Consider the following 26916-nt stretch of genomic DNA (forward strand, 5'->3'; position numbering starts at 1 on the left):
ATGTCTTCCGCCGAAACCGCCCGCACCGACGTCTCATCTCCCGTGAAGAAACCCTGGCTTTCTCCGACAAACGTCCGAAGGCTGGAGAACTTCAAGGCCAATCGCCGCGGCTACTGGTCCTTCTGGCTCTTCATGATCCTTTTCGTGCTGTCGCTGTTCGCTGAATTCATCGCCAACGACCGGCCGTTGATCGCCTCCTACAAGGGCGAGATCCTGTTCCCCGTCTTGGTTGACTATCCAGAGGAAAAGTTCGGCGGCTTCCTAGCGGTCACCGACTACCGCTCGCCTTTCATCAGCGACGAGATCAACGCCAACGGCTGGATGGTCTGGCCGCCGATCCGCTATTCCTACCGCACCGTGAATTCGGACATTCCCCATTCCGCGCCGACGGCGCCCTTCTGGCTGATGGACAAGGCGGAGCGCTGCTCGGCCTACCCGCTCAAGGATCAGGACCCGAACTGCAATCTCGGCAATCTCAACTGGCTCGGCACCGACGACCAGGCGCGCGACGTTGCCGCCCGGATGATCTACGGCTTCCGTATCTCGGTGCTGTTTGGCCTCGCGCTCACCATCTGTTCTGCGCTCGTCGGCGTCACCGCCGGTGCGGTGCAAGGCTATTTCGGTGGCTGGACCGATCTTCTGATGCAGCGGTTCATCGAGATCTGGTCCTCGATGCCGGTGCTCTACATCCTGCTCATCATTGCCGCGATCCTGCCGCCGGGCTTCTTCGTGCTGCTCGGCATCATGCTGCTCTTCTCATGGGTCAGTTTCGTCGGCATCGTGCGCGCCGAGTTCCTGCGTGCTCGCAATTTCGAATATGTGAACGCCGCCCGCGCGCTCGGCGTCGGCAACTGGACGATCATGTTCCGGCACCTGCTGCCGAACGCCATGGTCGCAACCCTCACCTTCCTGCCCTTCATTCTCTCCGGCTCGATCACCACGCTGACCTCGCTCGATTTCCTAGGGTTCGGCATGCCGCCGGGCTCGCCCTCGCTTGGCGAACTCATCGCCCAGGGCAAGCGCAACCTGCAGGCTCCGTGGCTCGGCCTCACCGCTTTCTTCACCATGTCGATCATGCTGTCGCTCCTGATCTTCGTCGGCGAAGCCGTGCGTGATGCTTTCGATCCGAGGAAGGCCTTCAGATGACCGCTCCGCTTCTGTCCGTCCGCGATCTCTCGGTCGCCTTCCACCAGGGGGGCAGGGAAACCCTTGCAGTTGACCGCGTCTCCTTCGACATTGCCCCGGGCGAAGTCGTGGCGCTGGTCGGCGAATCCGGCTCCGGCAAGTCCGTCTCGGCGAATTCGGTGCTGCGTCTCCTGCCTTATCCGGCGGCGAGCCATCCTTCGGGAGAGATCCTGTTCGAGGGTCGTGATCTTCTCAAGCTTCCCGAGGCGGAACTTCGTCAAGTGCGCGGCAATGACGTGACGATGATCTTTCAGGAGCCGATGACCTCGCTCAATCCGCTCCACTCCATCGAGAAGCAGATCGGCGAGATACTCGAACTGCATCAGGCGATGAGCGGACCTACAGCGCGCGAACGGACGCTGGAGCTTCTCCGGCAGGTCGGCATCCGCGAACCGGAAAAGCGCCTTTCCGCCTATCCGCACGAGTTGTCCGGCGGCCAGCGCCAGCGCGTGATGATCGCCATGGCGCTTGCCAACCGGCCGAAGCTCTTGATCGCCGACGAGCCGACGACCGCGCTCGATGTGACCGTTCAGGCGCAGATCCTGGCCCTTCTCCGTCAGCTCAAGGCCGATCACGGCATGTCCATGCTGTTCATCACCCATGATCTCGGCATCGTGCGCAAGTTCGCCGACCGGGTTTGCGTCATGACCAAGGGGCGGATTGTCGAAAGCGGGCCGGTGGAGGATATCTTCACTAATCCGCAGCACGACTATACGAAGAAGCTGCTCGCCTCCGAGCCGCGTGGCGAACCTCCGGCGCTCGACGAGACGAAGCCGGTGGTGATGAAGGGCGACGACATTCGCGTCTGGTTCCCGATCAAGGCTGGCTTCCTGCGCAAGGTGGTCGATCATGTGAAGGCCGTCGATGGCGTCGACATGGTGCTGCGCGCCGGCCAGACGCTTGGTGTCGTCGGCGAATCCGGTTCCGGCAAGACGACGCTTGGGCTGGCGCTTGCCCGCCTTATCTCGTCGAAGGGGCGCATCAGCTTCATCGGGCAGGAGATCGCCGGGTTCTCCTATCGCGAGATGCGTCCGCTGCGCGACCGCCTGCAGATCGTCTTCCAGGACCCCTACGGATCGCTCAGCCCCCGCATGTCGGTAGGGGAGATCATTGCGGAAGGCCTGAAGGTTCACGAAAGCGCGCTGTCGGCAGACGAGCGCGATGCCCGTGTCTGCTGGGCTCTGGAGGAGGTCGGCCTCGATACGGCGACCCGCTGGCGTTACCCGCACGAGTTTTCCGGTGGTCAGCGTCAGCGTATCGCGATTGCCCGCGCCATGGTTCTGAAACCCCGGTTCGTCATGCTCGACGAACCGACCTCGGCGCTCGACATGACGGTGCAGGCGCAGGTGGTCGACCTGCTGCGCGACCTGCAGAAGAAGCACGACCTCGCCTATCTCTTCATCAGCCACGACCTGCGCGTGGTGAAGGCGCTCGCCAACGAAGTGATCGTCATGCGCGCCGGCAAGGTTGTGGAGCAGGGGCCGTCGAGCGAGATCTTCACCGCACCGAAGGAAGACTATACCCGCGCCCTGATGGCCGCCGCCTTCAACCTCGAAGCCGTCGAGATCGGCGGCATCAGTCAGTAATATCCGGCTTACCGAAAGAGTGACCATGTCCGACAAGTCTCCCGTCGTCATCGACCTGAAATTCGAACGCGAGAGCGTCGTTGCGGGCCTGAAGAACGCCTTTCCCGGCCGGGAGGTCATCGACATGGCCTTGGCCGAAAATGTTGGCCGCGATCTTTCCGGCATTGCTTATGCGGTCGTCTGGAAGCCGGATCCGGCGCTGTTTTCCCGCATGCCGGATCTCAAGGTCATCTTCTCTGGCGGCGCTGGCGTTGACCATATCCTGAGGGCTTACGAGCTGCCGGATGTGCCGATCGTGCGCTTCGTCGACCGCAGCCTGACCGATCGCATGAGCGAGTGGGTCGTCTTGCAATGTCTGATCCACCTGCGCAGGTCGCTCGCCTATGCGCGCCAGCAGAAGAGCCGCGAATGGCGCGATCTCGATCCGCAGCCGGAGGCCTGCGATGTCACCGTCGGCGTCATGGGGCTCGGCGTCCTCGGTCAGGACGCTGTCCGCAAGCTGAAGGTCATGGGCTTCGATGTTGTCGGCTGGTCGCGCAGCATGAAGGTGATCGAAGGCATCGAGACCTTCGATCAGGCCGGACTCGATACTTTTCTAGCAAGGACGGACATTCTTGTCGGCCTGTTGCCGCTTACCGAGGAGACGCGGGGCATTTATAACGCCTCGCTGTTTGCCAGGCTGCGCCAGGGCGGGGCGCTTGAAAAGCCCGTCTTCGTCAATGCCGGCCGCGGCGGCAGCCAGGTTGAGGCCGATATCGTTGCGGCGCTTGAAGAGGGTGTACTCGGAGCCGCCTCGCTCGATGTGTTCGAAAAGGAGCCGCTCGAACCGGAAAGCCCTCTCTGGGGGTTCGAGAATGTGATCGTCACGCCCCATGTCGCGGCCTCCTCCGATGTCAGGGCCCTTTTCCGTCACGCGGAAAGACAGATGATTCGTCTGGAAGAGGGGACTTCCCTGCAGCATGTGGTCGACCGCGTGGCAGGTTACTGACGCCTTTTTCGGAACCTAATCCCGGCCCCTCTCGTTCCTCTGGTATGTTGGCGCATGCTCTGGCGCCGAAACCAGGGAGATTGTCCATGGATACGCGTTCTGACCCACGTCGCTCGGAGGCCGAACCGGGCATCGAAAACCCGAACGAAAAGCCCTTGTCCCCCAACGAGGCGAGACAGGGTTTTCTGGGAAGGCCGGTGCTGATTATCCTGCTTGCGGGCCTCATCCTGGCGCTGCTGGTCTGGATACCCGTTGAATGGTGGGGCAATGCGATTGCGCCGGAAAACCCGTCCAACCAGCCGGCGCCGCAGGAAACGACGCCGCCTGCGCAGACCAGTCCGCCGCAACAGTAATCCTGCGGGGATATGGACTTTCAGAACCGAATTTCTGATAAGGGACGCCTGAAGCGGCCGGGCTGAATCCGGTCGCGGAGAGCGGTCAAAGCCGGCCGCGGTTTGCAGGACTGTCCGCCGATGACCAAGACCGATATCGCGACACGGGTTTTCAACCACACGTGGAAGCTTGACCCGATCATCCGCAGCCTGATCGATACGGATTTCTACAAACTGCTGATGCTGCAGATGATCTGGAAGCTCTATCCGGATGTCAATGCAACCTTCAGCCTCATCAACCGGACGAAGACGGTTCGGCTGGCGGAAGAGATCGATGAGGCGGAACTCCGCGACCAGCTCGATTTCGCCCGTTCGTTGCGACTGACCAAGAAGGAAGCGATCTGGCTGGCCGGCAACACCTTTTACGGCCGCGCCCAGATCTTCGAACCGGAATTCCTCGCCTGGCTCGCCAACTTCCGCTTGCCCGAATACGAACTGTCGAAGAAGGACGGGCAGTTCAACCTTCACTTCCATGGTAAGTGGATGGAAACCACCATGTGGGAGATCCCGGCGCTTGCCATCATCAATGAACTTCGTTCGCGCGAGGTATCGAAGTCGCTCGGGCTCTTCACGCTGGATGTGCTCTATGCCCGCGCCAAGGCCAAGATGTGGTCCAAGGTCGAGCGCCTGCGGGAGCTGCCGGGTCTCAGGATCTCGGATTTCGGCACGCGCCGCCGCCACAGTTTCCTCTGGCAGCGTTGGTGCGTCGAGGCGTTGAAGGAAGGCATCGGCCCGGCCTTCACGGGCACCAGCAACGTGCTGCTCGCCATGGATTCCGATCTTGAGGCCGTCGGCACCAACGCCCACGAGCTTCCGATGGTGACGGCCGCCCTTGCACGCAATGACGAGGAGCTGGCGACGGCAAACTACAAGGTCATGCAGGACTGGAACCGTCTCTATGGCGGCAATCTGCTGATCGTTTTGCCCGATACTTTCGGGACGGCCGCCTTCCTGCGCAACGCCCCGGACTGGGTCGCGGACTGGACGGGTTTCCGCCCCGACAGCGCCCCACCGATCGAGGGTGGGGAAAAGATCATCGAATGGTGGAAGAAGAAGGGCCGCGATCCACGGCAGAAGCTGTTGATCTTCTCCGATGGGCTCGATGTCGAAGCGATCATCGATACCTATCGCCATTTCGAGGGCCGTGTGCGTATGAGCTTCGGCTGGGGCACCAACCTCACCAATGATTTCGCCGGTTGCGCTCCCCGCGAGATCGAGGGCCTGAAGCCGATTTCGCTTGTCTGCAAGGTGAGCGACGCCAATGGCCGTCCCGCAGTGAAGCTCTCAGACAATCCACGCAAGGCGACCGGCGATCCGGCCGAGGTGGAACGCTATCTGAAGTTCTTCGGCTCCGAGGACCGTATCGAACAGGCCGTGTTCGTCTGACGTCGAACCTCGACGGGCGATGTTCGCTTCTTGCGATCCGTCCCCGTGTCTGTAAGCTGTTGGTCAGGTACTGACGTCTTGCCCGGGGAGGGGCGTGGCGGGCGTATGGTCGGATCGCTTCAGGGAGGAAAGCAGCATGGACATGAGCGGCAGCGAGCGGATCGAAGCTCCGGTGGAAACCGTATGGCGGGCGTTGAACGATCCTGAAATTCTGAGGCAAGCGATACCGGGTTGCGAAAGCCTGGAAAAAACCTCCGATACCGATATGGTCGCCAAGGTGGTGCTGAAGATCGGACCGATCAAGGCGAAATTCGAAGGCGCCGTGGAGTTGCAGAACCTCGATCCGCCGCATTCGTATACCATTTCCGGCGAGGGGAAGGGCGGTATCGCCGGTTTTGCCAAGGGCGGTGCCGATGTGGCGCTTGCTGCCGATGGTCCCGGCGCGACGATCCTCAGCTACACCGTGAAGGCCGAGGTGGGCGGCAAGATCGCCCAGCTCGGCTCGAGGCTGATCGATTCGACGGCCAAAAAACTCGCGGGCGAGTTCTTCTCGAAGTTCGGAGTGCTGGTTGCGACCGGCTCCGGGGAACCTGCCGGCATTCCGGCCTGACGAACCGGCATGAGAGGATGCAGGGATCGCAGCACCCTTTGAACGACCAGGATCGTCTGAAAGCCTTGCGCAAGCCACCGGGGCGACGGTGGCTTGAGGCCGAAATGTGATTCGGCGCGTATAGGATATAAAAATGACGAACGATCCCGATCACTTCTTCGAACAGCAGGACATGGCGGTGCAGATGCTCATCGTCGAAAACAAGGGCGATGAACTGACGGATATTCTCGTTGAAGCCCTGCGCGATGCGCTTTCCCTGCTGCAGGAAGAGCGGGAAGCGACGGTGCATTGAAACGGTCCCTGCAAGAGCGGGAACCTGTTTGATGCTTAGAACCGGTCGGATACCTGGATGCCGGCGGGGCCGAGAATGACGGCGACGAGCACCGGCAGGAAGAACAGGATCATCGGCACCGTAAGCTTTGGCGGCAAGGCCGCGGCCTTCTTTTCAGCTTCGTTCATGCGCTCGTCGCGGCCTTCCTGTGCGAGCACGCGCAGCGCCTGTGCAACGGGCGTGCCGTAGCGTTCTGCCTGAATGAGCGCCTGTGTAACGTTCTTCACGCCCTCAAGCTGCGTGCGCAGACCGAGGTTTTCGAGCGCCGTACGACGATCGGGCAGGAAGGAAAGCTCCGCCGTGGTCAGCACCATTTCCTCGGCGAGTTCCGGTGACTGGATGGCGATTTCATCCGCCACACGCCGCATGGCGGCCTCAATGGAAATTCCCGATTCGACGCAGATCAGCATCAGGTCCAGAGCGTCCGGCCAGGCGCGGCGGATGGATTTCTGCCGCTTCGTCATGCGGTTGGAGACATAGATGTTCGGCAGGTAAAAGCCGACGTAGCCGCCGACGATGGTGGCCAGCAGGCGGATGGGAAGGGGCTTGTCTGCGAGGTTGCCGAGCGCGAAGATCCAGATGGCGGTGATCGCCAGTGTCAGGAACGGCAGGAAGAAGCGCGCGAACAGGAAAATGTTCAAGGCGTTCTGGGAGCGCAGGCCCGCGGCGCGCAGCTTGTCCATCGTCGCGTCATCCACCAGCGCCTGACGCAGGTTCAGGCGCTCAACGATCTGCCTGACCGACTGGTTGTTGGTGGCGCGAAGGCTCGCCTTGCCGCGGGCGGTTTCGGCGTTCATCCGGGCCCGCTCCCGTGCGCGGATCTGCTCGCGCTCGGTCGAGACCGCCTTCATGCGCTTGTCGAGGTCGCTGCGTTCGAGAAAGGGTATGACGATCGTATAGAGCGTTGCGAAGACTGCGATCGCCACGAGCGCGGCGATAATCAGCGAGGGGTTTGTCAGGCGTGCCGCGAGTTCTTCAGTCATCGCCCGTCCCTAGATGTCGAAATTGATCATGTTGCGCATCACGAGGATGCCGATCGACATCCACACCGCCGAGATGCCGAGGATCATATGGCCGCGGGAATCGGTGAACAGGATCATGATGTATTGCGGCGAGGTGAGATAGACGAGCAGCGCAACGATGAAGGGCAGGGCGCCGATGATGGCTGCCGATGCCTTGGCTTCCATCGAAAGAGCGTTGACCTTCGCCTTCATCTTCTTGCGGTCGCGCAGGACGCGCGAAAGATTTGCCAGCGCTTCCGACAGGTTGCCGCCGGCCTGGCTCTGGATGGCGATGACGATCGAGAAGAAGTTGATCTCCTGCAGCGGCATGGTCAGCATCATGCGCTGGCAGGCTTCCGGAATGCTGAGGCCGACCTGCTGGGATTCGATGACCCGGCGGAACTCCGTCTTTACCGGCTCCTGGCTTTCCGACGCGATCAGCCGCAGCGCGTCGTTGAGCGGCAGGCCGGATTTGATGGAGCGGACCATCACATCTAGCGAATTGGGAAACTCGTTGAGGAACTTCTTCTGCCGGCGGCCGATCATAAAGCCGAGAAGCCAGCGCGGCACGCCGAGACCGGCGACGAAAGCGACGCCGAGCACCGCGACGGGCGGCAGGCCGGCCACGAAGGCGAACACCGCGATGACGACGCCGAAGACGGCGCTGAACGTGTAGTACTGGCTCGGAGCGAACGAGAGCCCGGCCTGAGACAGCCGTGATTTGAGGCTGGTGGTCGCTGCTTTCTTCTGGCGCTCATGCTGCTTGCGTTCCAGCTCTTTCAGCGAATCCTGTACCGATTTTCGCCGCTTGGAGATTTCCTGCACGCGGTCACGGGCGGCTTTCACCTTGGCATGATCCGTCTCGGCCGCCTTGACGCGGTTGATGCGGTTGGCGGTCTTTTTCTCGACCTCGATCTGTGAGTACAGGAGACCATAGGCGACGCCGCCGGTCGCGACGGCTGCAAGCGCGACGATGGCCAGTACGATCGGGTCGAAACCGAACATCTTCCTCAGGTCCCCTTGCTTTTTTGTTCCATCGCGTCCAGCGCGGCCGCCAGTCGGCGCTCCTCGTTGTAATAACGTGCCCGGTCCCAGAAATGCGGCTTGCCGATGCCCGTCGAGACGTGCCGGCCGATAATCCGGCCGTTCAGATCCTCTCCTTCGATCTCGTAGCGCAGCAAATCCTGGGTGATGATGACGTCGCCCTCCATGCCGATCACTTCGGTGACATGGGTGATGCGGCGCGAGCCGTCGCGCAGTCGGGCGGCCTGGATAATGACGTCGATGGAGCCCGAGATGATCTCGCGCACGGTTTTGGCCGGCAGCGTAAAGCCGCCCATCGCGATCATCGATTCCATGCGCGACAGGCATTCGCGTGGCGTGTTCGCGTGGATCGTGCCCATCGAGCCGTCATGGCCCGTATTCATCGCCTGCAGGAGGTCGAACACCTCCGGTCCGCGCACTTCGCCGACGATGATGCGTTCGGGACGCATGCGCAGGCAGTTCTTGACGAGGTCGCGCATGGTGATTTCGCCTTCGCCCTCGATGTTCGGCGGGCGGGTTTCCAGACGCACCACATGCGGCTGCTGCAGCTGCAGTTCTGCGGTGTCCTCGCAGGTGATGATGCGCTCGTCGGCATCGATGAAGCCGGTCAGGCAGTTGAGCAGCGTCGTCTTGCCCGAGCCCGTTCCGCCCGAGATGACGACGTTGCAGCGCACGCGGCCTATGATCTGCAGGATCTCGGCGCCCTCCGGCGTGATGGCGCCGAACTTCACGAGCTGGCCGAGATTGAGCTTGTCCTTCTTGAACTTTCGGATGGTCAGAGCGGGACCGTCGATCGCGAGCGGCGGTGCGATGACGTTGACGCGGGAGCCGTCCGGCAGGCGTGCGTCGCAGATCGGGCTCGATTCGTCGACGCGGCGGCCGACCTGGCTCACGATACGCTGGCAGATGGAGAGGAGCTGGGCGTTGTCGCGGAACCGGATATCCGATTCGATCGTCTTGCCGCCCACTTCGATGAAGGTCTGGCCGGCGCCGTTGACCATGATGTCGGCGATGTCGTCGCGTGCGAGCAGCGGCTCCAGCGGGCCGTAGCCCAGCACGTCGTTGCAGATATCGTCGAGCAGTTCCTCCTGCTCGGAAATCGACATCGCGAAATTCTTGATGGTGATGATGTCGTTGACGATGTCGCGGATTTCTTCGCGCGCACTTTCCCCATCAAGCTTGGCGAGCTGCGATAGGTCGATGGTGTCGATCAGCGCCGAGAACACCTGGGATTTGGTGTCGTAATAGTCCTGCGTGCGGGCCGGCCGCTTGCGCGCTCCAGGTTGTTGCTGCGCCTGCAAGGGCGGCGGCGTTACCTGCTGGCGCGGTTCTTCGCGCAGGGGCTCCGGTGCGGCGGCCGCGCTGCGCTGGGGCGGCGCTGCAACAGCCGGCGCGCCTGCAGGCGGCGCCATGCCGACCCCCGACCCGCTCTTGCCAAAACCGTCGCTTCCGCGCTTTCCGAACATCAGCTTTTACCTGTTTCCGTCCTGCCGTTACTTCTTGCCGAGCAGGCTCAGCATCTTGCTGAGGCCCGCTTTCCTGGGCTTCTTGATCGTTGCTCTGCCCGTCACGAGATGGGCGATCTGCGAGAAGGTTTCCGAGGTCGGCGACTTCGCGTCGATTTCAAAGATCATCCGGCCGCTATTGGCGGCGTTGCCGAACAGGGCGGCATCGAAGGGGATGATCGCGACAGGTTCGATTTCCAGCGGCTCGAAGAAATCCTGCGGCGAGATTTCCGGACGCTTGGGCATGCCGACCTGATTGAGAACGAGATGCGGTGTTTTGTCGTTGGGCCTGATCTTCTTCAGGGCGTCCAGCATGTTCTTCGCATTGCGCAGGTTGGCGAGATCCGGGGTGCAGGTGATGACGATCTCGTCGACCTCGCCAAGGACGGTGCGGGTCCAGTCGGACCAGACATGCGGCACGTCTAGTACGGTCACCGGTGCGCTGCGTTGCAGGAGTTCCAGGATTGGCTGGAAGGCGCCTGGGTCGTAGTCGTAGGCGCGGTCGAGCAGCGAGGGAGCCGCCAGCAACGAAAGATGCTGCGAACATGTGGTCAGCAGGCGGTCGAGGAAGACTTCGTCCAGCCGCTCAGGCGAAAAGACCGCTTCCGCCATGCCCTGGGCAGGGTCCTGGTCGAAGTCGATATTGGCGGTCCCGAAGGGAAGGTCGAGATCGGCGAGAATGGTTTCCGTCGAAAACAGGCTCGAAATGCCGAATGCGCAGTTGTGCGCGATGGTCGACGAGCCGACGCCGCCCTTTGCGCCGATGAAGGCGATGCTGCGACCGAGCGGTTCGGCTTCGGGGTCGACGAAAATGGCGGCGACCGCCGTCATGACGTCGGCCATCGAAAGAGGCGCGACGATGTATTCGGAAATGCCGTTACGCATCAGTTCGCGATAGAGCGCGATGTCGTTCTGGCGTCCGATGATGATGACCCGCGTCGCGGGATCGCAGACTTCGGCGAGAGGCGAAAGTTCCGCCATCAGATTGGCGGCAGTGGCATCCGTTTCCAGAATAATCAGGTTGGGCGTCGGCGTCGAGGCGAACATGCTCGCCGCCGCCGCGATATTGCCGCTGGTGATCCTGAGGCTTGCCCGCGACATGCGCCGATCCTGGGCACATTGCTCCATGACGCGCCGCACCGCATCGGAGATGCAGAAGGCATGCACCGAAATGCGCGGCAGCGGGCGCACGCTGTCGAGATCGCCGGTCGCAGGCGTCTCGTCCGTCGGACGGCCGGCAATGCTCCCGGTGTCAATGTCGTAATCGATCGCACTCATGCTCTCTTCCTGACTTCGGACATCGCTGCCCTGCTAGTTCGTCGACGTGTCGCTGCCTTCGCGGTAGAGACCGATGACCGTGGACCTGCGGGTCGCGTCGATCGGTGCCGTTGCACGCGGCGTCACGAGATCCATCGGATTGGCCACCTGGGCGGCGAGGTTCGCCTGTGTCGCGCAGCCGAAATTATACCAGTTCTTGTTAGCATAGGTGTTGTTCTGCAAGTCCTCCGGCCATTGGCCGCACTGGTCGGTGACGGCGGTGACCGCGACATAGCTCAACCGAACCGGTGCGGCATCGCCCGTTGCCCCTGCCTGGTAGCTGGTTTCAACGATGCGGGGCGCCGGAACGCCGTTGCCGGCCAGCACTGAGCGGATCTCTTTCCGCATATGGGCAGCCGCAACCGAGTTCGGCGAGCCCTGCGGCAGCAGGATCTGCAGATTGCCCTTGGATTTCGAAGCATAGTCACCGGCAAAACCCGCAATGGCATCGCGCGTGCCCGTCGTCAGGCTGCGGTCTCCCGATGCGATCGGAATATCGAGGGTATGCTCCACTTCCGTCAGCGTGATCGGGTGGCGGGTGCGGTAGTCGTCGGGGATCGCTCCTGTCGACATTCCGTCCTTGTTCATGCTGCCGCAGCTTGCGAGCATGGTTGCCGCACCAAGAACGAGCAAGGTGGCTGCGAGACGTCCGCGGCGGGATTTACGTTCGGCCATGGCGGTCCGGCTTTCCGTTCCTGCGAGCTGTGTCGTTGGCGTCGTCATGTCGGCCTCCGGGCTCATTTGTAGATAAATCCGACGGCGCCGTGGTACTGGCCCGCGGTACCGGCCTGACGGCGGCCATAGACCTTGTTCACCTTGTTCAGGAAGAAGGTGGCGCCGTCGTTTTCCGGGTTGAAGTTGTCATCGGGGCGGGCAAGCTGGTTGCGCGCCACCGGTCGCACGAGATAGGGCGTGGCGATGATAACGAGCTCGGTCTCGTTGCGCTGGAAGTCCTTGCTTCGAAACAGCGTGCCGAGGATCGGGATCTTGGCAAGGCCGGGCAGGCCGGTCATCGCCTGGCGGATATTGTCCTGCACCAGACCGGCGATTACGATCGAGCCACCCGAAGGCAGTTCGACGGTGGTCGATGCCTCGCGCTTGCGGATCGAAAGATAGGTGGAACCGGGGATGCCGCTCTGGGTATTGCCGGTGACATCGGAACCTTCCCAGGTGGGTTCTGAGACGTTGGTCTCGATGGCGAGGCTGATACGGCCGGGAGCGAGAACCACGGGACGGAAGTTGAGTTCGATCCCGTATTCGACCGTTTCGGTGGTGCGCGAAAGCGTCGTCTCTCCGGTTTCGGAATCGGTGTCGACTTCCTGCTCTGCGGCCATCCTGTATTCGCCACCCACGTAGAACTTCGCCTGCTCGCCGGAGATCGCCGTCAGGCTGGGCTCGGCGAGCGTGCGCATGACGCCGGCCTGCTCCATGGCGTTGATATAGGTGCTGAGGCCGAAGCCCGAACTGCCGAGCGTTGCGGTGATCTTGCCCACGCCTGTCGGATCGATGGCGTTGCCGAGATTGGCCGGATTGGCATAGCCGATACCGCTTGTGCCATCCGAGATGGAGCCGCTGAAACCGAGCTGCTTCAGCACCGATCGGCTGACTTCCGCGACCGTGACCTTGAGCGAAACCTGGTCTTCGCCCTCGATCGTCAGAAGATTGACGATCTGGGAAACCTGGCGGTCTTCGGCAAAGATCGCAACCGCCGCATCGCCGCTTTCGCTTGAGGCCGTCGCCGTCTCGTTTCGGGTGGTTGCCTCGCCGCCCTTCAGGAAGGCGGTGGCAAGGCTCTCGGCCCGTGACGCATCCTGGGGTGTGCGCACCGTTCCGGTCAGCACGATATTGTCCGAAACGATCTCGACCTTGATGTCGGACTCGGGAATGAAACGCCGAAGGTTGTTCTCCAGCCCTGCAATATCGCGCTCAATCTCGACATCGATGCTCACGACTTCCTCTCCGTTCGCGCCGAAGATGAAGATGTTCGTCTGGCCGACCGCCTTGCCGAAGAGATAGATACGCCGCGAAGTGCGGGTAACGGCATCCGCCATCGAGGGATCTGCAACCAGAATATCGTGCGCATCCTGCGGCAGGTCGATCACCAGCGCCTTGTTGAGGCCGAGCTTGACGGTGCGCCGGGCGCCGGGACCCGTTTCGTTGATGCGGATGACGCTCTGGGCTGCCGCTTCCGCCACCGGCACATCGAATATGTGGGGGGCGAAATTGCCGGGCACGCCCGAAAGCGCCACCGAGAATGCCAGTCCTGCGGCCAGCGAAGTGCGGATCTTCCGTTTCAAGTTCAGCACGGCGGCATCCTCGATCATTGTGTTTGGCCTTCCGACGCCCCGGCTTTCACCACTTCACCGGATTTGATGACCTGAATGGAGGGAGCGCCCGACCCGCCGCTCAACAGGTAGTCTGCGGCCGAGGTGTCCTCCTCCTGTGCGTCGGCAACTGAACGGAGCGCCAGAGACAGCCGATCGGCCATCTGCTGCGCAACGGTAATCACCCTGGCCTGGTCGGGCGTCAGTTCGAGCGTCGCGGTTGTACCGATCACGGATTTGCTCCCGTCTTCCTTCTCCTCGACCTGCTGGTCGATAGCCAGCACGCGGATGTTGGAAAGGACGGTTTCTGTCAGGTAGTTGTTCTCGGTCCCCTTGCGGACCATAATGATGTCGACGCGATCGTTGGGCAGGATGAAGCCGCCGGCGCCGGTCGCGACGGAAATCTCGGTTGCAACGGCCCGCTTTCCGGAAGGCAGCAGCGAAGACATGATGCGTGTCGATGAATCGACGATCTTTTCGCGCCTGAGCGGTTCTCCTTCGAACATCGGCAGGCGCACAACGACGCCCGAAAGCTCGGTGATCGCATCCGGCCGGTCGGTTCTGGTGATGAAACCCGGAACGATGCTGCTTTCGGGCCAGGTCATCCAGCGCATCGACTTGTCGTTCAGGCGCGCGCCGACCGGCAGGTTCTCGGCGGAGACGAGGACATCGACTGTCGGCTCCTTTTTAACCTCGCCGCTCACCTGCTGCATCACGACCTGTTTCGTGCCGCCGAGGCGCATGGCGAGGAGCCCTGCCATTCCGGCCGCCACGACGGCGACTGTGAGGATGATGATGCGCGCGGGTTTCATGATCTTTCCTTGAGCGGCACAAAGCACTGTGCCCCGCAGAATGATCAGCAATTGGTGTAATTATGGTTAATAAGACACTTACGGGCTTGGTTAACGATAACTTTCCGCCGCCGGATGCCGGCGTCTAGCGGATCTGCTCCAGCGCTGCGAGCACAAGCGGCGATTGGGGAAACGTGACGAGCCCGCCGACGCCGATGGCAATCGCATAGGGAATTTTCTTCGCGGTCAGGATCGAATGCGGGACCCGGAGGCCGAGCGCCATGACGGTATTGGCGCGGGCACGCACCAGCAGGATCAGGATCGTCAGCAGACCGCCGCCATAGGCAACATAGATCAGGAAATGGAGAAGGGACGGGGTGAAGCCGTACCATACGGCTGCTGCCGTCAGGAGCTTTGCATCGCCGCCGCCCATGACGTTGAGGGCGAAAAGGCCGAAGACAACGGCGAATACGGCGATGCCGGCAGCGATATGCCAGCCGAAATCGCCAAGGCCGAGACCGGAAAAAGGCGCAAGCAGGAGGAAGGAGGCAAGAAGGATCGCCGGAATGCGGTTCGGGACCGTCATCTCGAACAGGTCTGTGAAGGCCGCGACCACGAGGCACAGCGGGAAAATCACGAAAACCGCAGCTTCATACATGGCTGTTTTCCTGTCCGTTTGATCGCTGGACTATGCCTGCAAAGGCTTACGAAATCGCAAAGCCGCGTTGCGCTGGTTTATCCAGCCGGAAACGAGCGTGGCCACCTCTGCGAAGGGAGGTGGCCACGCCGAAAACTCAGGAATGCAAGCAAACTTATCAGTACTTGCCGTTCGCGGTGTCCATCTTGGTCGACAGATCAGAGAACTGCGTGTTCAGGGCGTTGCCGAGGGTCGTGGCGCCGGTGATGAGGGCGACGGAGATGAGGGCTGCGATCAGGCCGTATTCGATAGCGGTGGCGCCGGACTCATCCTTCAGGAAACGTGCGAAAATCTTGGTCATGGTACTCTCCTACTCCACAATAGTTGTTCAGCACTGCCGGCAACTGTTTGCCGTTGCTCGGATGAGAGGAAACTACACACCCGCCCATTGCCATCGACTTAAGAAAGACGGTTACCAAGCTCTAAAAGCTAAAATGACGGCAGCTTGGTAAATGCATGCGAAGGACGACCGCGCATATTTTATCGATTTTCCCGCCAGTCGAGGTAAAGCTGTTTTAAATCAGCTTGTTGGCTGATCGTGGCCGACACCGCTCCTGTCGCTGGAGCCTCGATCTTTGTCAGCCCGCCCGACGGCTAACCGGGCATGGCGTGGTTGAGCGTGACCGGTTTTGGGAATAATGCCTGCCGATCCGCCGCATCGGGGCCCATTTTTGACAAAAGAGAAGTTCTGCGGGCGGCGCTTCTGGCACGCATTCCATCGTTTTCGCGGATCGGCCGCCTCCCGCGCCCGCATGCCCCTGGCTGAAGTGTGCCTGCTTTAACCGTCCGTTCACCAATCCGCATCATCCTGCTTTCTGGATCCATGTATTGAATGCTTCGGAAGGCTGGCACGCATGTTGTTTCGCAGCGGTTTCAAACCACTTGCCGTCGCTTGTACGCTTGCATGCGCGCTCGCCGCACCGCTTTCCGCATCGGCGGAAGACGACGATGCGGGCCTGCTGCGCGTCTATATGAACAATGCGCGCGTCCTGAAACTCGATCGGCCGGTCAGCAAGGTGATCGTCGGCAACTCCGATGTCGCCGACGCCACGGTCGCCGACGCCAAGACCATTGTCCTGACCGGCAGGGCTTTCGGCACGACCAATCTCGTTCTTCTGGATGCTGACGGGAACGCGATCGTCGACGAGCGTATCCTTGTCTCGATTGACGAGGGCAATACGGTACGTGTCTTCAAGGCGACCAGCCGCACCGTACTGTCCTGTACGCCCAACTGCGAGGAACATGCCGCAACCGGCTCCAGCTCGGGTTCGAAGTAAGCCGGCGAAGGAGCCTTTTCTTCGGCAGGCGCCCCGGATCGGGAAAAACGTAAAGAAACCGGAAACGGAATTTCAACACTTCGCCCCTAGTGTCCTGGCGAACCCGCATTCGGTCACAGGCGATGAGCGCATTCGAACATCAGGGCAGTGTCAAACGTCGCAGCTGGCGACCGCGCTTCTCGTTGTGGCGTAGGCTGAGGCGCTCCAAGGACGGTGCGGCGGCGATTGAGTTCGCCATCCTCGCCGTCCCGTATTTCATCATCATTTTCGCGATCCTCGAAACCTTTGCCGCCTATATCGCGGAACAGTTGGTGACGAACGCCGTGAACACCATGGCGCGCGAACTGAGGACGGGCAACATCACCTATAAGCTCGGACGTTCGACGGACATGAACACGGCGGAAGCGTTCCGTGCGGCATTCTGCGACGAAATCTCCATCATGATCGCCTGTTCGGCGAGTGAGATTTCGACGCCGCAAAAACTGTATCTGGATGTGGAAACGCTTTCGAGTTTTGGAGCTATTGCGGACAAGGTGGGCATTCCCCGTATCGGCGGCGACTACTCCGATCTCGATACCTCTGCCTTCCATTATTCGCCCGGCGGGCCGGACACGATCAATCTGCTGCGCGCCTATTACCGCTGGGATATCACGTTCGATCTCATCCGATCGATCACCCATATCCGGCCCGACAGCCAGACGCAGCAGTTTCTCATTATCGCCACCACCGCGTTTCGTAACGAGGACTACCCGTGAGGCGCTTCGATATCGATCGTAGTCAGGCAGGTTCGGATGCGACCGGCGTTCGTCGCGGTGCTGCAGCATTGTTGCGGCGCTTCATGTCCGACCGGCGGGGTATCGGCGGGGTCGAATTCGCCCTGCTGGCCCCCATGCTGATCGTGCTCTATCTGTGCGCCTTCGAGTTGATGATGGGTCTGAGCGTGTCGAAAAAGGTGACGATGGCGGCGAGCACTGTCGCGGATCTGGTCACGCGCGCGGATACATCGGTCAAGAAGAGCGATCTTGCCGGAATGGTGGATGTGACGGACGCCATTTTCGTTCCCTATGCCGTCAACGATCTTTCCCTCAAGATTTCGGGGGTCAAGATCGACAGCAACAAGCAGGCAACGATAGCGTGGTCCTGGTCAAACACCGGCGCTGCTCCCTATGCCGTCGGCTCATCCGTATCGGTGCCCTCGGATATGTTGATCGCCGATACCTTTCTCGTTCACTCGGAACTCAGTGTCGGCCACGAATTGCTGATGTATCTTCCGGGGCTCACAGGTCATGAACTGAAGGATATCACCATCCGGCGGGAGTTCTATTTCCGTCAGCGTGTCGGCAACGGCATCACGTGCAGCGATTGCTAGCATCTGCCGCCGGGGGGATCGGCACCGCATCGTTGATATCTCCCCCAGGTTTGCCAAGTCTTCGACATGGCGCTAAACATCGGCTCGTATAGACGCAGGAGAGACATCGGCCATGACGGCCACGATCCTGCGCTTCGGGTGGATCATGGCACGTGCATTTCTCTTCGTTCTCGATTCCTTCGGCATAGGCGGCGCGCCGGATGCGGTCCGTTATGGCGACGAGGGCGCCGATACGCTCGGTCACATCGCCGAATTCTGCGCCGCCGGCATCGGCGACCGCAAGGGATTGCGTTCGGGACCGCTGTCGCTGCCCAACATGTCGGCGCTCGGCCTCGTCGAGATTGCGCGGCTGGCGTCCGGTCGCTTTCCGGCGGGCATGCCGGTTCCAGAGCGCGTTTTCGGGCTGCATGGCGCCGCCAGCGAAGTGTCTCACGGCAAGGATACGCCCTCCGGGCATTGGGAGATCGCCGGAACGCCCGTCATGTTCGACTGGGGCTATTTCCCCGCCGAAGGCGATGCTTTTTCTCCCGAATTGGTCGAGGCGATCTGTCGCGAGGCGAACCTTGCCGGCATTCTCGGCAATTGCCATGCATCCGGCACCGAGATCATCGCGAAGCTCGGCGAGGAGCATATCCGGACCGGCAAGCCGATCTGCTACACCTCTTCGGATTCCGTTTTCCAGATCGCGGCGCACGAGGTTCATTTCGGCCTGGAACGCCTGCTTTCTCTCTGCGAGATCGTTCGCAAGCTCGTCGATCCCCTGAATATCGGCCGGGTCATCGCCAGACCGTTTGTCGGAGAGACGCCGGCCACCTTCCAGCGGACGGGAAATCGGCGCGATTATTCCGTGCTGCCGCCGGAGCCGACGCTGCTCGACAGGCTGGTCGAGGCCGGCCGCCATGTGCATGCCGTCGGCAAGATCGGCGATATCTTCGCCCATCAGGGCGTTTCGCGTGTTCTAAAAGGCAACGGCAACATGGCGCTGATGGATGTCACCCTTCAGGCCATGGACGAGGCGGGGGACGGCGATCTCGTCTTCACCAACTTCGTCGATTTCGACATGCTTTACGGCCATCGCCGCGATGTGCCGGGCTATGCCGCGGCCCTCGAAGCCTTCGACCTGCGCCTCCCCGAGGTTCATCGCAAGCTCCGGCCCGGCGACATGGTGCTTCTGACCGCCGATCACGGCTGCGACCCCACCTGGCGGGGCACCGACCACACCCGCGAGCGCGTGCCGATCATGGCCTTCGGCCCCGGCATCAAGTCGCGCGCCGTCGGCATCCGCAATACCTACGCCGATATCGGCGAAACGATCGCGGCCCATCTCGGCATTCCCGCCGGGCCGCATGGACGGAGTTTTCTTTGACATCCCATCTCAGGAAAGCCGAACTGCACTGTCACGTCGAAGGTGCGGCCCCGCCGGCTTTGACGCTTGCCCAGGCCGAGAAGTACGGCATTGACTCCTCAGCCTTCGTGCGTGACGGGGTCTATGTGTGGAAGGATTTCACCAGCTTCATCGGGTGCTACGATTTCGTCGCCTCCGTCTTCCGCACCGCGGAGGATTATGCCGCCCTTGCCGAGGCCTATCTCGGCGAACTCGCCGCCGCGAACACGATCTATAGCGAACTGTTCGTTTCGCCTGACCATGGCGAGGCCGTAGGACTTTCTCCCGATGACTATATCGGCGGCCTGGCGGCAGGTATTATCGCGGCCAGGGAAAAGACCGGCATCGAATGCCGCATGATTATCGTCGGCGAGCGCCATCTGGGGCCGGAAAGTGTGCTGCGCAGGGCCGAATGGGCGGCAGAATTCGAGCACCCGCTCGTCACCGGCTTCAACATGGCGGGCGAGGAACGCTTGCACCGTGTTTCAGATTACGCGCGCGCTTTTGACATCGTGCGCGAAGCGGGCCTCGGCATCACCATCCACGCCGGCGAGCTGTGCGGCGCCTTTTCCGTTGCCGATGCGCTGGATCTGGTGCGGCCGAGCCGCATCGGCCATGGCGTGCGGGCGATCGAGGACCCCGATCTCGTCAGGCGGCTCGCCGATCTCGGCACCGTGCTCGAGGTCTGCCCCGGCTCGAACATCGCGCTGAAAGTCTTTCCCGATTTTGAAAGCCATCCCTTGCGCCGCTTCGTTGAGGCGGGTGTCAAGGTGACGCTGAACTCCGACGACCCGCCTTTCTTCCACACCTCGCTGGCGCAGGAATACGAGACCGCGTCGAAGGTTTTCGACTTCTCGGATGCGGAGATAAACGCCATGACGCGCACCGCGATCGAGGCGGCCTTTGTCGATGAGACGACCCGAAAGACGCTGCTGGCGAAGTTGCAGGCTACCGATTGGGGATGAGCGCACAAATTTGCGGCCTGCTCTTGCGGGCCGCCGCGCGAATGTGGAAGAACAATTTCATCTGCGAAAAATAGAAGAAGGCTATCCCCATGCACGGCGTCACAGTCATCGATCATCCGCTCGTACAGCACAAGCTCACGATCATGCGCCGCAAGGAGACCTCCACGTCGAGCTTCCGCCGGCTTCTCAGGGAAATCTCGACGCTTCTCTGCTACGAGGTCACCCGTGATCTCGAACTCACCATGGAGACGATCGAAACCCCGCTCACCGAGATGCAGTCGCCCGTTCTGGAGGGCAAGAAGCTGGTGTTCGCGTCCATCCTTCGCGCCGGAAACGGCCTTCTCGAGGGTATGCTGGAATTGGTGCCGGCCGCCCGTGTTTCGCATATCGGGGTCTACCGTGACCATGACACGCTTCAGCCGGTCGAATATTACTTCAAGGCGCCTGATGCGCTCGACGAGCGTCTCGTCATCGTCGTCGATCCGATGCTTGCCACCGGCAATTCCTCGATTGCCGCAATCGACAAGCTGAAGGAGCGGGGTGCGAAGAACATCCGCTTCCTCTGCCTGCTTGCCGCGCCCGAAGGCATCAAGCATTTCTGTGAGGCTCATCCCGACGTGCCGGTTTTCACCGCCGCCATCGACAGCCATCTGAACGAGAAGGGTTATATCGTGCCCGGTCTCGGCGATGCCGGCGACCGCATGTACGGCACGAAATGAAGTCTTAACCACCACGACAGGAAAGCGGCCCGCAAATGCCCTTTGCGGGCCGCTTTCCGTTTGGGTTAGCGGCTTTTCAGGGGGTGTCGTGCTACGCCGGCGTTCTTCGTCATCCCGGGGATTGCCCATGTTGGTGCGCACGCTTGTCTTCGTTTCCGTGGCCGTCGTTCTTGCTACGCAGGTGCCGCGCTTTATCCAGAGCGAAGGCGGGATCGCACCGGCCGCGCCGGCAGTCGAGGCTGCGCCGACGCCGGTCGGTCTTCCGGGCGGTGTGGCGCTGCTGAAAGCGGACGGACGCGGTCACTATGCCGGCAGTTTCAAACTCAACGGCAAGCCCGTCGAGGGCCTCATCGATACGGGCGCCTCGCTGGTTGCGATCAATGAAACCACGGCTCGGCGGCTCGGCATCAGCATTGCCGGTCTCGATTTCAAGTATCCGATTTCCACCGCCAACGGCCGCACGGGCGCCGCGCTCGTCACGCTGCAGCGGGTTGAGATCGGCACGGTCAGGGTCGATAAGGTCGAGGCTTTCGTATTTCGAGACAAGGCGCTGTCGACCACGCTCATCGGCATGAGTTTCCTCAAGCGTCTCGATGCCTATGCGGTCGAAGGCGATACCATGCGTCTCACCCGCTGAGGCGGAGGCAGTCTGCCGCCTCAGGCGATCCGCTTGCCGATCGTCGGCGAAAGAACGGGCGCGGCTGCCCCGATCGTATAGGCCGTCGAAACCATTTCGGCCGCGCGGCTGCCGCTTGCCTCGTCATTGGCATGCACGAAGGCGATGACATCGCCTTTCGAGACGGCCGTTCCGAGCGGCAGGAAGCCGGTGAGCCCCACCTTGTGGTCGACGGCATCGCTCGGACGCTGCCGTCCGCCGCCGAGCGCCACGACACAGAGGCCGAGGCCGCGCGTGTCGCAGGCTGAAAGCCAGCCGTCGGTGGCGGCCAGGACCGGGATCCGCACCGGAGCCTTCGGCAGGTATCTCTCGGCATGCTCCATGAAGTCGAGAGGACCGCCGAGTGCATGGACCATCCGTCCGAAATAGTCCGCCGCTCTTCCGGAGGAAAGTGCATCCCGGCAGCGTGAGAGGGCGGCGTCGATGTCCGCCACGATGCCGGCATTGACCAGCATTTCCGCCGAAAGCGCCAGCGTCACCTCTTCAAGCCGCGTGCCGCTCTTTTGCCCTTTCAGGAAATCGACGGCATTCTGCACCTCGACCGCATTGCCGGCGCAGTCGGCGAGCGGCTGGTTCATGTCGGTGAGCAGCGCGGTAGTCTTCACGCCCGCGCCATTGGCAACCGTCACGAGTGAACGGGCCAGCGCTTCTGCGTCCTGAGCATTGCTCATGAAAGCGCCGTTGCCGGTCTTGACGTCGAGGACGAGGCTTTCGAGCCCGGCGGCGAGCTTCTTGGAAAGGATCGACGCGGTAATCAGCGGGATGGATTCCACCGTCGCGGTCACGTCGCGGATCGCATAGAGGCGCTTGTCGGCGGGAGCGAGGTCGCCCGTCTGGCCGATGATCGCGCAACCTGCATCGTCCACCGTCCGGCGGAAGATCTCCGGCGAGGGCATGACCTCATAGCCCGGAATGGACTGCAGTTTGTCCAGCGTGCCGCCCGTGTGGCCGAGCCCCCGGCCGGAAATCATCGGCACCGCCAGTCCGCAGGCCGCAACGATGGGCGCCAGCATCAGCGAGACATTGTCGCCCACGCCGCCGGTCGAATGCTTGTCGGCGATCGGCTTGCCGACGCCCTGCCAGGAAAGCACTTCGCCGGAATCGCGCATGGCAAGCGTCAGCGCCACGATCTCTTCCGGCGTCATGCCGCGGAAGAAAACGGCCATGGCGAAGGCCGCGACTTGGCCCTCCGAGATCGTTTCCTTGCTCAGCCCCTCGATGAAACCGGCGATCTCGGCGGCGGTCAGTGTGCCGCCGTCGCGTTTCTTGCGGATGATTTCCTGTGGCAGCATGTCTGACTGTCCGGAGTTCAGTAATCGGAATTGTCGGTGACCGCGCGCCCGCCGCCAAGCACGGACAGAATGTCGTCGAGCAGGCCGGACGCGCCGAAGCGGAACGTCGACGGTATCGCCCAGTCCTCGCCCATGATCGTGTCTGCAAGCCGAAGATAGAGGGCAGCGTCCGCCACGGTGGAGATACCGCCCGCCGGCTTGAAGCCCACCTTCTTGCGGCTGTCGCGGATCGCCTGCAGCATGGTGTCGGCCGCTTCCAGCGTGGCGTTGACGGCGACCTTGCCGGTCGAGGTCTTGATGAAATCCGCGCCCGCTTCGATCGCCAGTTCCGAGGCGCGTCGAACCAGGGCCATGTCCTTGATTTCGCCTGTCTCCAGAATCGTTTTGAGCGTAATGGCCGGGCCGCAGGCGGCCTTCACACCGGCAACCATGTCGCTGACGGCCTGTTCGTCGCCGGAAAGCAGCGCGCGATAGGGGACGACCACGTCGATCTCGTCAGCCCCGTCGGCAATCGCGTCGCGGGTTTCGGCAACCACGTCCTCGACCTTCATCTCCCCGGAAGGAAAGTTGACGACCGTCGCGATCCGGACAGGTGTTTCCGCCCCGAACAGCGCGCGCGCCTGGGGCACGAAGCGCGGCCATATGCAGATCGCTGCCGTATGGCCGTAAGGCGTCAGCGCCCGTTCGCACAGCGCCTCGATGGCCGCCGGCGTGCAGTCGTCCTTGAGATTGGTCAGGTCGAGCAGCGACAAGGCACGGGCGGCTGTCGCCCGCAGTTCATGCGTGTCCATGGGTCGTCCCTCCGCCGGCAATCATCCTTTTGAGGATGGCGGCAAGTCGTTTTCCGCCGATGGGAGCCATGTCCTTAGTCTCTTCGTGACTGAGTTCAGCACCCGTCATGCCGGCTCCGTAATTGGTAATAACCGATGCGGCGGCGACGCGCAGCCCAAAAAAGCGCGCCAGGATCACTTCCGGAACGGTCGACATGCCGACCGCGTCGGCGCCGAGAACGCGCGCCATGCGGATCTCGGCCGGCGTTTCGAAGCTTGGGCCGGAGAACCACATGTAGACACCGGAGGAAAGCGGAATGCCTTCTTCTTCCGCCGCGCGGCGCATTGCGGCGGAAAGTTCCGCGTCATAGGCCGCCGTCATGCCGACGAAGCGCCTGTCGCTGTCCTGGCCGATCAGCGGGTTGTGGCCGGAGAAATTGATGTGGTCCGAGATCAGCATCACCGAGCCCGGAGGCATGTCCTCGCGCAGCGATCCGGCCGAATTGGTGAGGATCAGCGACTGCACGCCGAGCCCCATCAGCACCTGGATCGGCAGGCGCATCGCATTCGGGTCGCCGTGCTCGTAGTAATGGATGCGACCGGCGAGCATGATGACCGGCACATTGCCGAGCAGGCCAGCCACCACGGCGCCGGCATGACCCGATACGCCGCTCACCGGAAAGCCCGGCAGTTCGGTATAGGGAATGCGGATCGGGTTGCGGATTTCATCGACGAGCGAGCCGAGACCCGAGCCGAGAACGATGCCATGACGCGGCACCAGCCCGTTCAGCCGGTCGACGAGAAGATCGATCACTTCCCTCATCCGAGGATGTCCGTCTCGAAGCTGAAGGGCAGGAGTTCTGCCATGGTCATGGTTTTCTGCACGCCGACTTCGTCGCACAGATAGATCTTCGTGCCGGCATCCGCGAATTCGGAGATCTTCTGCCGGCACCCGCCGCAAGGCGGGCAAAGCGCCAGCTTCTCGGCGATCACGGCCATTTCGACGATCTTCCTGCCCCCGCCCATGACCATGCAGCCAATGGCCGTCGGTTCGGCGCACCAGCCCTGCGGGAAGGAGAGGTTCTCGATATTGGCGCCGGTATAGACCTTGCCGTCATCGGCGCGGATGGCCGCGCCGACAGGGAACTTGGAATAGGGCACATGGGCGAACTTCATCGCGCCGCGTGCGGCTTCGAAGAGATCGTGCGACATGGTTCAGCGCTCCTTCACATAGGGTACGCCGCCGGCTTTCGGCGGGTTTGCCGCGCCGATGAAGCCGGCGAGCAGGATGCAGGTCAGAATGTAGGGCAGTGCCTGGAAGATCTGGACAGGCACTTCGCCGATCAGCGGCACGGACTTGCCCTGCATGAAATTGGCGAGCGCATCGAGGAAGCCGAAGAGCAGGCAGGCGAGCAGCACCGGCACCGGCTTCCACTTGGCGAAGATCAGCGCGGCGAGCGCGATATAGCCCTTGCCGGCCGACATGTCCTTGATGAAGGCCGCCGACTGGGCGATTGCCAGATAGGTGCCCGAGAAGCCGCAGAGAAAGCCCGCGACCAGCACGGCCCGGTAGCGCAGCCATGTCACCGAGATGCCGGCGGTATCGACTGCGCCGGGGTTTTCGCCGACCGCGCGAAGTCTGAGGCCGAAGCGCGTACGGTAAAGCACCCACCACGAAAGCGGCACCGCCAGGAAGGCGAGATAGGTGAGCAGGTTGTTGCCGGAGATCACGTTGGCATAGAGCGGGCCGATCACCGGCACGTCGCGCATCGCCTCCGCCCCCGGCAGCGTGATCGGCGAGAAGCGTGCGCTGCCCGCGAGCTGCGGCGTGCGGCCGCCCTGGCCGAACCAGGCCTGTCCCAGAACGACGGTGAGGCCGGCCGCCACGAAGTTGATCGCGACGCCCGAGACGATCTGGTTGCCGCGATTGGTGATCGATGCAAAGCCGTGCACCAGCGAGAAGGCGAGTGAAACGCCGATACCCGACGCAAGGCCGATCCATGGCGATCCCGTCATGTAGGCTGCCGATGCCGCTGCGAAGGCTGCTGCCAGCATCTTGCCTTCGAGCCCGATGTCGAAGATGCCGGAGCGTTCGGAAAAGAGGCCTGCAAGGGCGGTGAAGATCAGCGGGATCGACAGGCGGATGGTCGATCCCAGAATGCTGATGAGGATATCGAAGAAATCCATCGTCTTGCCTCAACCTCTCACGAATTGCTGGTAGATGCGCACGATCGCCGGACGGAACATGTATTCCAGCGCGCCGGCAAACAGGATGACGAGACCCTGGATCACGACGATCATGTCACGGGTGATGTTCGGCATGTCGAAGGAAAGCTCGGCGCCGCCCTGGTAGAGCACCCCGAAGAGGATGGCCGCGAGCAGGATGCCGAGAGGGTGGCTGCGTCCCATCAGCGAAACCGCGATGCCGACGAAGCCGGCCCCGCCGACGAACTCGACCTGCAGGCGGGCGGAGGCGCCGAGCACCGGATTGAGCGCCATCATTCCGGCAAGCCCGCCTGATATCAGCATGGTGACCATGACGATCTTCACATAGGGAATGCCGGCGTAAGCCGCTCCCGGGCGGGAAAGCCCGAGCGTGCGCATCTCGTAGCCGAGCTTGGTGCGCCAGATCAGCACCCAGACGACGACGCACATGAAGAGCGCGATCAGGAAGGAAACATTGAAGGGGGCCGGACCGAGCTTCAGCCCGAACAGCGCCATCAGCCAGTCGAGCTTCGGCAACTGGCCGCCGGGCAGGAAGGTGCGGGTTTCCGGAGCCATCTTGCCCGGCACGATCAGCACGTTGACGAGCAGGTAGACCATCAGCGCCGCGCCGATGAAATTGAACATGATGGTGGTGATGACGATATGGCTGCCGCGTTTGGCCTGCAGCCATGCGGGGATCAACGCCCATGCCGCGCCGAAGGCGGCGGCACCCAGAACCGCGAAGGGCATCGTCACGTACCACGGCACGTAATGGTCGAGCGCCAGCGCCACGAGTGCCGCGCCGAGACCGCCGACATAGGCCTGGCCTTCCGAGCCGATGTTGAACAGTCCCGCATGATAGGCGACGGCGACGGAGAGGCCGGTGAAGATGAAGTTGGTCGCATAATAGAGCGTGAAGCCGATGCCCTCGCCGCGCCCGAGTGCGCCGGCGAGCATGAGCTTCAGCGCCTCATAGGGATTTTCGCCGATGATCCAGACGACGAGGCCGGACACCAGAAACGCCAGGATGAGGTTGAGCAACGGCAGAAGCGCGTAGTTGATCCAGTTGGGAAGGGGTACGGAAGCGGTACTCATCAAAACC

At 62.1% G+C, this 26916-nt stretch carries 29 protein-coding genes; 14 read left to right on the forward strand and 15 right to left on the reverse strand.

Features of this window, described 5'->3' with window-relative positions; genetic code table 11:
* From ACLBKR_RS19310 to ACLBKR_RS19340, 7 genes are all read left to right on the forward strand, one after another.
* Positions 1-1146 carry an ABC transporter permease gene (locus ACLBKR_RS19310; RefSeq protein ID WP_113447070.1) on the forward strand — a complete coding sequence of 382 codons (1146 nt, stop codon included), beginning with the start codon at positions 1-3 and terminating at the stop codon, positions 1144-1146.
* On the forward strand, positions 1143-2771 hold the full coding sequence (locus tag ACLBKR_RS19315) for an ABC transporter ATP-binding protein (RefSeq protein ID WP_113447069.1): 1629 nt from the start codon (positions 1143-1145) through the stop codon (positions 2769-2771). The genes ACLBKR_RS19310 and ACLBKR_RS19315 overlap by 4 nt, the downstream gene beginning before the upstream one ends.
* A gap of 25 nt (positions 2772-2796) precedes the next feature.
* Positions 2797-3759 carry a 2-hydroxyacid dehydrogenase gene (locus tag ACLBKR_RS19320; RefSeq protein WP_112827507.1) on the forward strand — a complete coding sequence of 321 codons (963 nt, stop codon included), beginning with the start codon at positions 2797-2799 and terminating at the stop codon, positions 3757-3759.
* Positions 3760-3845: 86 nt separating this feature from the next.
* Positions 3846-4112, forward strand: coding sequence for a hypothetical protein (locus ACLBKR_RS19325; protein ID WP_414900044.1), 267 nt, complete (start codon positions 3846-3848; stop codon positions 4110-4112).
* 120 nt (positions 4113-4232) lie between these two features.
* Entirely contained in the window at positions 4233-5537 is a 1305-nt protein-coding gene (gene pncB / locus ACLBKR_RS19330; RefSeq protein ID WP_112827508.1) for a nicotinate phosphoribosyltransferase, read from the forward strand.
* Between the two features lie 136 nt (positions 5538-5673).
* Positions 5674-6147: an SRPBCC family protein gene (locus ACLBKR_RS19335; protein ID WP_112827509.1), complete on the forward strand. Its 474-nt coding sequence runs from the start codon at positions 5674-5676 to the stop codon at positions 6145-6147.
* A 133-nt stretch (positions 6148-6280) separates the two neighbouring features.
* Positions 6281-6439 carry a hypothetical protein gene (locus tag ACLBKR_RS19340; RefSeq protein WP_414900046.1) on the forward strand — a complete coding sequence of 53 codons (159 nt, stop codon included), beginning with the start codon at positions 6281-6283 and terminating at the stop codon, positions 6437-6439.
* A 35-nt stretch (positions 6440-6474) separates the two neighbouring features.
* Here ACLBKR_RS19340 and ACLBKR_RS19345 read toward each other — a convergent pair whose 3' ends face one another.
* From ACLBKR_RS19345 to ACLBKR_RS19385, 9 genes are all read right to left on the reverse strand, one after another.
* On the reverse strand, positions 6475-7461 hold the full coding sequence (locus ACLBKR_RS19345; protein ID WP_112827510.1) for a type II secretion system F family protein: 987 nt from the start codon (positions 7459-7461) through the stop codon (positions 6475-6477).
* A gap of 9 nt (positions 7462-7470) precedes the next feature.
* The gene (locus tag ACLBKR_RS19350; RefSeq protein WP_112827511.1) at positions 7471-8484 is read right to left on the reverse strand and encodes a type II secretion system F family protein; all 1014 of its coding nucleotides are present in this window, start codon (positions 8482-8484) and stop codon (positions 7471-7473) included.
* A gap of 5 nt (positions 8485-8489) precedes the next feature.
* The gene (locus tag ACLBKR_RS19355; RefSeq protein WP_112827512.1) at positions 8490-9989 is read right to left on the reverse strand and encodes a CpaF family protein; all 1500 of its coding nucleotides are present in this window, start codon (positions 9987-9989) and stop codon (positions 8490-8492) included.
* Positions 9990-10016: 27 nt separating this feature from the next.
* On the reverse strand, positions 10017-11306 hold the full coding sequence (locus ACLBKR_RS19360; RefSeq protein WP_112827513.1) for an AAA family ATPase: 1290 nt from the start codon (positions 11304-11306) through the stop codon (positions 10017-10019).
* 33 nt (positions 11307-11339) lie between these two features.
* Entirely contained in the window at positions 11340-12020 is a 681-nt protein-coding gene (locus ACLBKR_RS19365) for a CpaD family pilus assembly protein (protein WP_113486604.1), read from the reverse strand.
* A gap of 62 nt (positions 12021-12082) precedes the next feature.
* Positions 12083-13669 (reverse strand): type II and III secretion system protein family protein, encoded by a 1587-nt coding sequence (locus tag ACLBKR_RS19370; protein WP_162759182.1) that lies wholly within the window; start codon positions 13667-13669, stop codon positions 12083-12085.
* Entirely contained in the window at positions 13666-14481 is an 816-nt protein-coding gene (cpaB, locus tag ACLBKR_RS19375; protein WP_112827514.1) for a Flp pilus assembly protein CpaB, read from the reverse strand. The genes ACLBKR_RS19370 and cpaB overlap by 4 nt, the downstream gene beginning before the upstream one ends.
* A 124-nt stretch (positions 14482-14605) precedes the next feature.
* Complete coding sequence (locus ACLBKR_RS19380; protein ID WP_112827515.1) at positions 14606-15118, reverse strand: prepilin peptidase; 513 nt, start codon at positions 15116-15118, stop codon at positions 14606-14608.
* 157 nt (positions 15119-15275) lie between these two features.
* Positions 15276-15458, reverse strand: coding sequence for a Flp family type IVb pilin (locus ACLBKR_RS19385; RefSeq protein ID WP_112827516.1), 183 nt, complete (start codon positions 15456-15458; stop codon positions 15276-15278).
* A 553-nt stretch (positions 15459-16011) separates the two neighbouring features.
* Here ACLBKR_RS19385 and ACLBKR_RS19390 point away from each other — a divergent pair.
* The 7 genes from ACLBKR_RS19390 (at position 16012) to ACLBKR_RS19420 (ending at position 21508) form a co-directional block, all read left to right on the forward strand.
* Complete coding sequence (locus tag ACLBKR_RS19390) at positions 16012-16434, forward strand: pilus assembly protein N-terminal domain-containing protein (protein WP_113338533.1); 423 nt, start codon at positions 16012-16014, stop codon at positions 16432-16434.
* A gap of 122 nt (positions 16435-16556) precedes the next feature.
* Complete coding sequence (locus ACLBKR_RS19395; protein WP_414900051.1) at positions 16557-17189, forward strand: TadE/TadG family type IV pilus assembly protein; 633 nt, start codon at positions 16557-16559, stop codon at positions 17187-17189.
* On the forward strand, positions 17186-17803 hold the full coding sequence (locus ACLBKR_RS19400; RefSeq protein ID WP_414900053.1) for a TadE/TadG family type IV pilus assembly protein: 618 nt from the start codon (positions 17186-17188) through the stop codon (positions 17801-17803). Before ACLBKR_RS19395 ends, ACLBKR_RS19400 begins: the two co-directional genes overlap by 4 nt.
* A 145-nt stretch (positions 17804-17948) precedes the next feature.
* On the forward strand, positions 17949-19169 hold the full coding sequence (locus ACLBKR_RS19405; protein ID WP_113338612.1) for a phosphopentomutase: 1221 nt from the start codon (positions 17949-17951) through the stop codon (positions 19167-19169).
* Positions 19166-20152 carry an adenosine deaminase gene (locus ACLBKR_RS19410; RefSeq protein WP_414900055.1) on the forward strand — a complete coding sequence of 329 codons (987 nt, stop codon included), beginning with the start codon at positions 19166-19168 and terminating at the stop codon, positions 20150-20152. Before ACLBKR_RS19405 ends, ACLBKR_RS19410 begins: the two co-directional genes overlap by 4 nt.
* An 89-nt stretch (positions 20153-20241) precedes the next feature.
* Entirely contained in the window at positions 20242-20871 is a 630-nt protein-coding gene (gene upp / locus ACLBKR_RS19415) for a uracil phosphoribosyltransferase (RefSeq protein WP_112827521.1), read from the forward strand.
* A 127-nt stretch (positions 20872-20998) separates the two neighbouring features.
* Positions 20999-21508 carry a TIGR02281 family clan AA aspartic protease gene (locus ACLBKR_RS19420; RefSeq protein WP_113338530.1) on the forward strand — a complete coding sequence of 170 codons (510 nt, stop codon included), beginning with the start codon at positions 20999-21001 and terminating at the stop codon, positions 21506-21508.
* A gap of 20 nt (positions 21509-21528) precedes the next feature.
* On the opposite strand, the gene deoA is transcribed toward ACLBKR_RS19420, so the two are convergent.
* From deoA to ACLBKR_RS19450, 6 genes are read right to left on the reverse strand one after another with little or no spacing between them, the layout of a single operon-like run.
* Entirely contained in the window at positions 21529-22839 is a 1311-nt protein-coding gene (deoA, locus tag ACLBKR_RS19425) for a thymidine phosphorylase (RefSeq protein ID WP_414900058.1), read from the reverse strand.
* Between the two features lie 17 nt (positions 22840-22856).
* A complete protein-coding gene (gene deoC, locus ACLBKR_RS19430; RefSeq protein ID WP_113447063.1) occupies positions 22857-23630 on the reverse strand; it encodes a deoxyribose-phosphate aldolase in 774 nt (257 codons plus the stop codon).
* A complete protein-coding gene (locus ACLBKR_RS19435; protein WP_113447062.1) occupies positions 23617-24432 on the reverse strand; it encodes a purine-nucleoside phosphorylase in 816 nt (271 codons plus the stop codon). The genes deoC and ACLBKR_RS19435 overlap by 14 nt, the downstream gene beginning before the upstream one ends.
* Positions 24429-24821 (reverse strand): cytidine deaminase, encoded by a 393-nt coding sequence (locus ACLBKR_RS19440; RefSeq protein ID WP_112827526.1) that lies wholly within the window; start codon positions 24819-24821, stop codon positions 24429-24431. Before ACLBKR_RS19440 ends, ACLBKR_RS19435 begins: the two co-directional genes overlap by 4 nt.
* A gap of 3 nt (positions 24822-24824) precedes the next feature.
* Entirely contained in the window at positions 24825-25796 is a 972-nt protein-coding gene (locus tag ACLBKR_RS19445; RefSeq protein ID WP_113437302.1) for an ABC transporter permease, read from the reverse strand.
* 9 nt (positions 25797-25805) lie between these two features.
* Complete coding sequence (locus ACLBKR_RS19450) at positions 25806-26909, reverse strand: ABC transporter permease (RefSeq protein ID WP_112827528.1); 1104 nt, start codon at positions 26907-26909, stop codon at positions 25806-25808.
* Between the last annotated feature and the right edge of the window lie 7 nt (positions 26910-26916).

The sequence above is a fragment of the Paenirhizobium cremeum genome (assembly GCF_047553425.1).
GTDB lineage: Bacteria > Pseudomonadota > Alphaproteobacteria > Rhizobiales > Rhizobiaceae > Allorhizobium > Allorhizobium cremeum.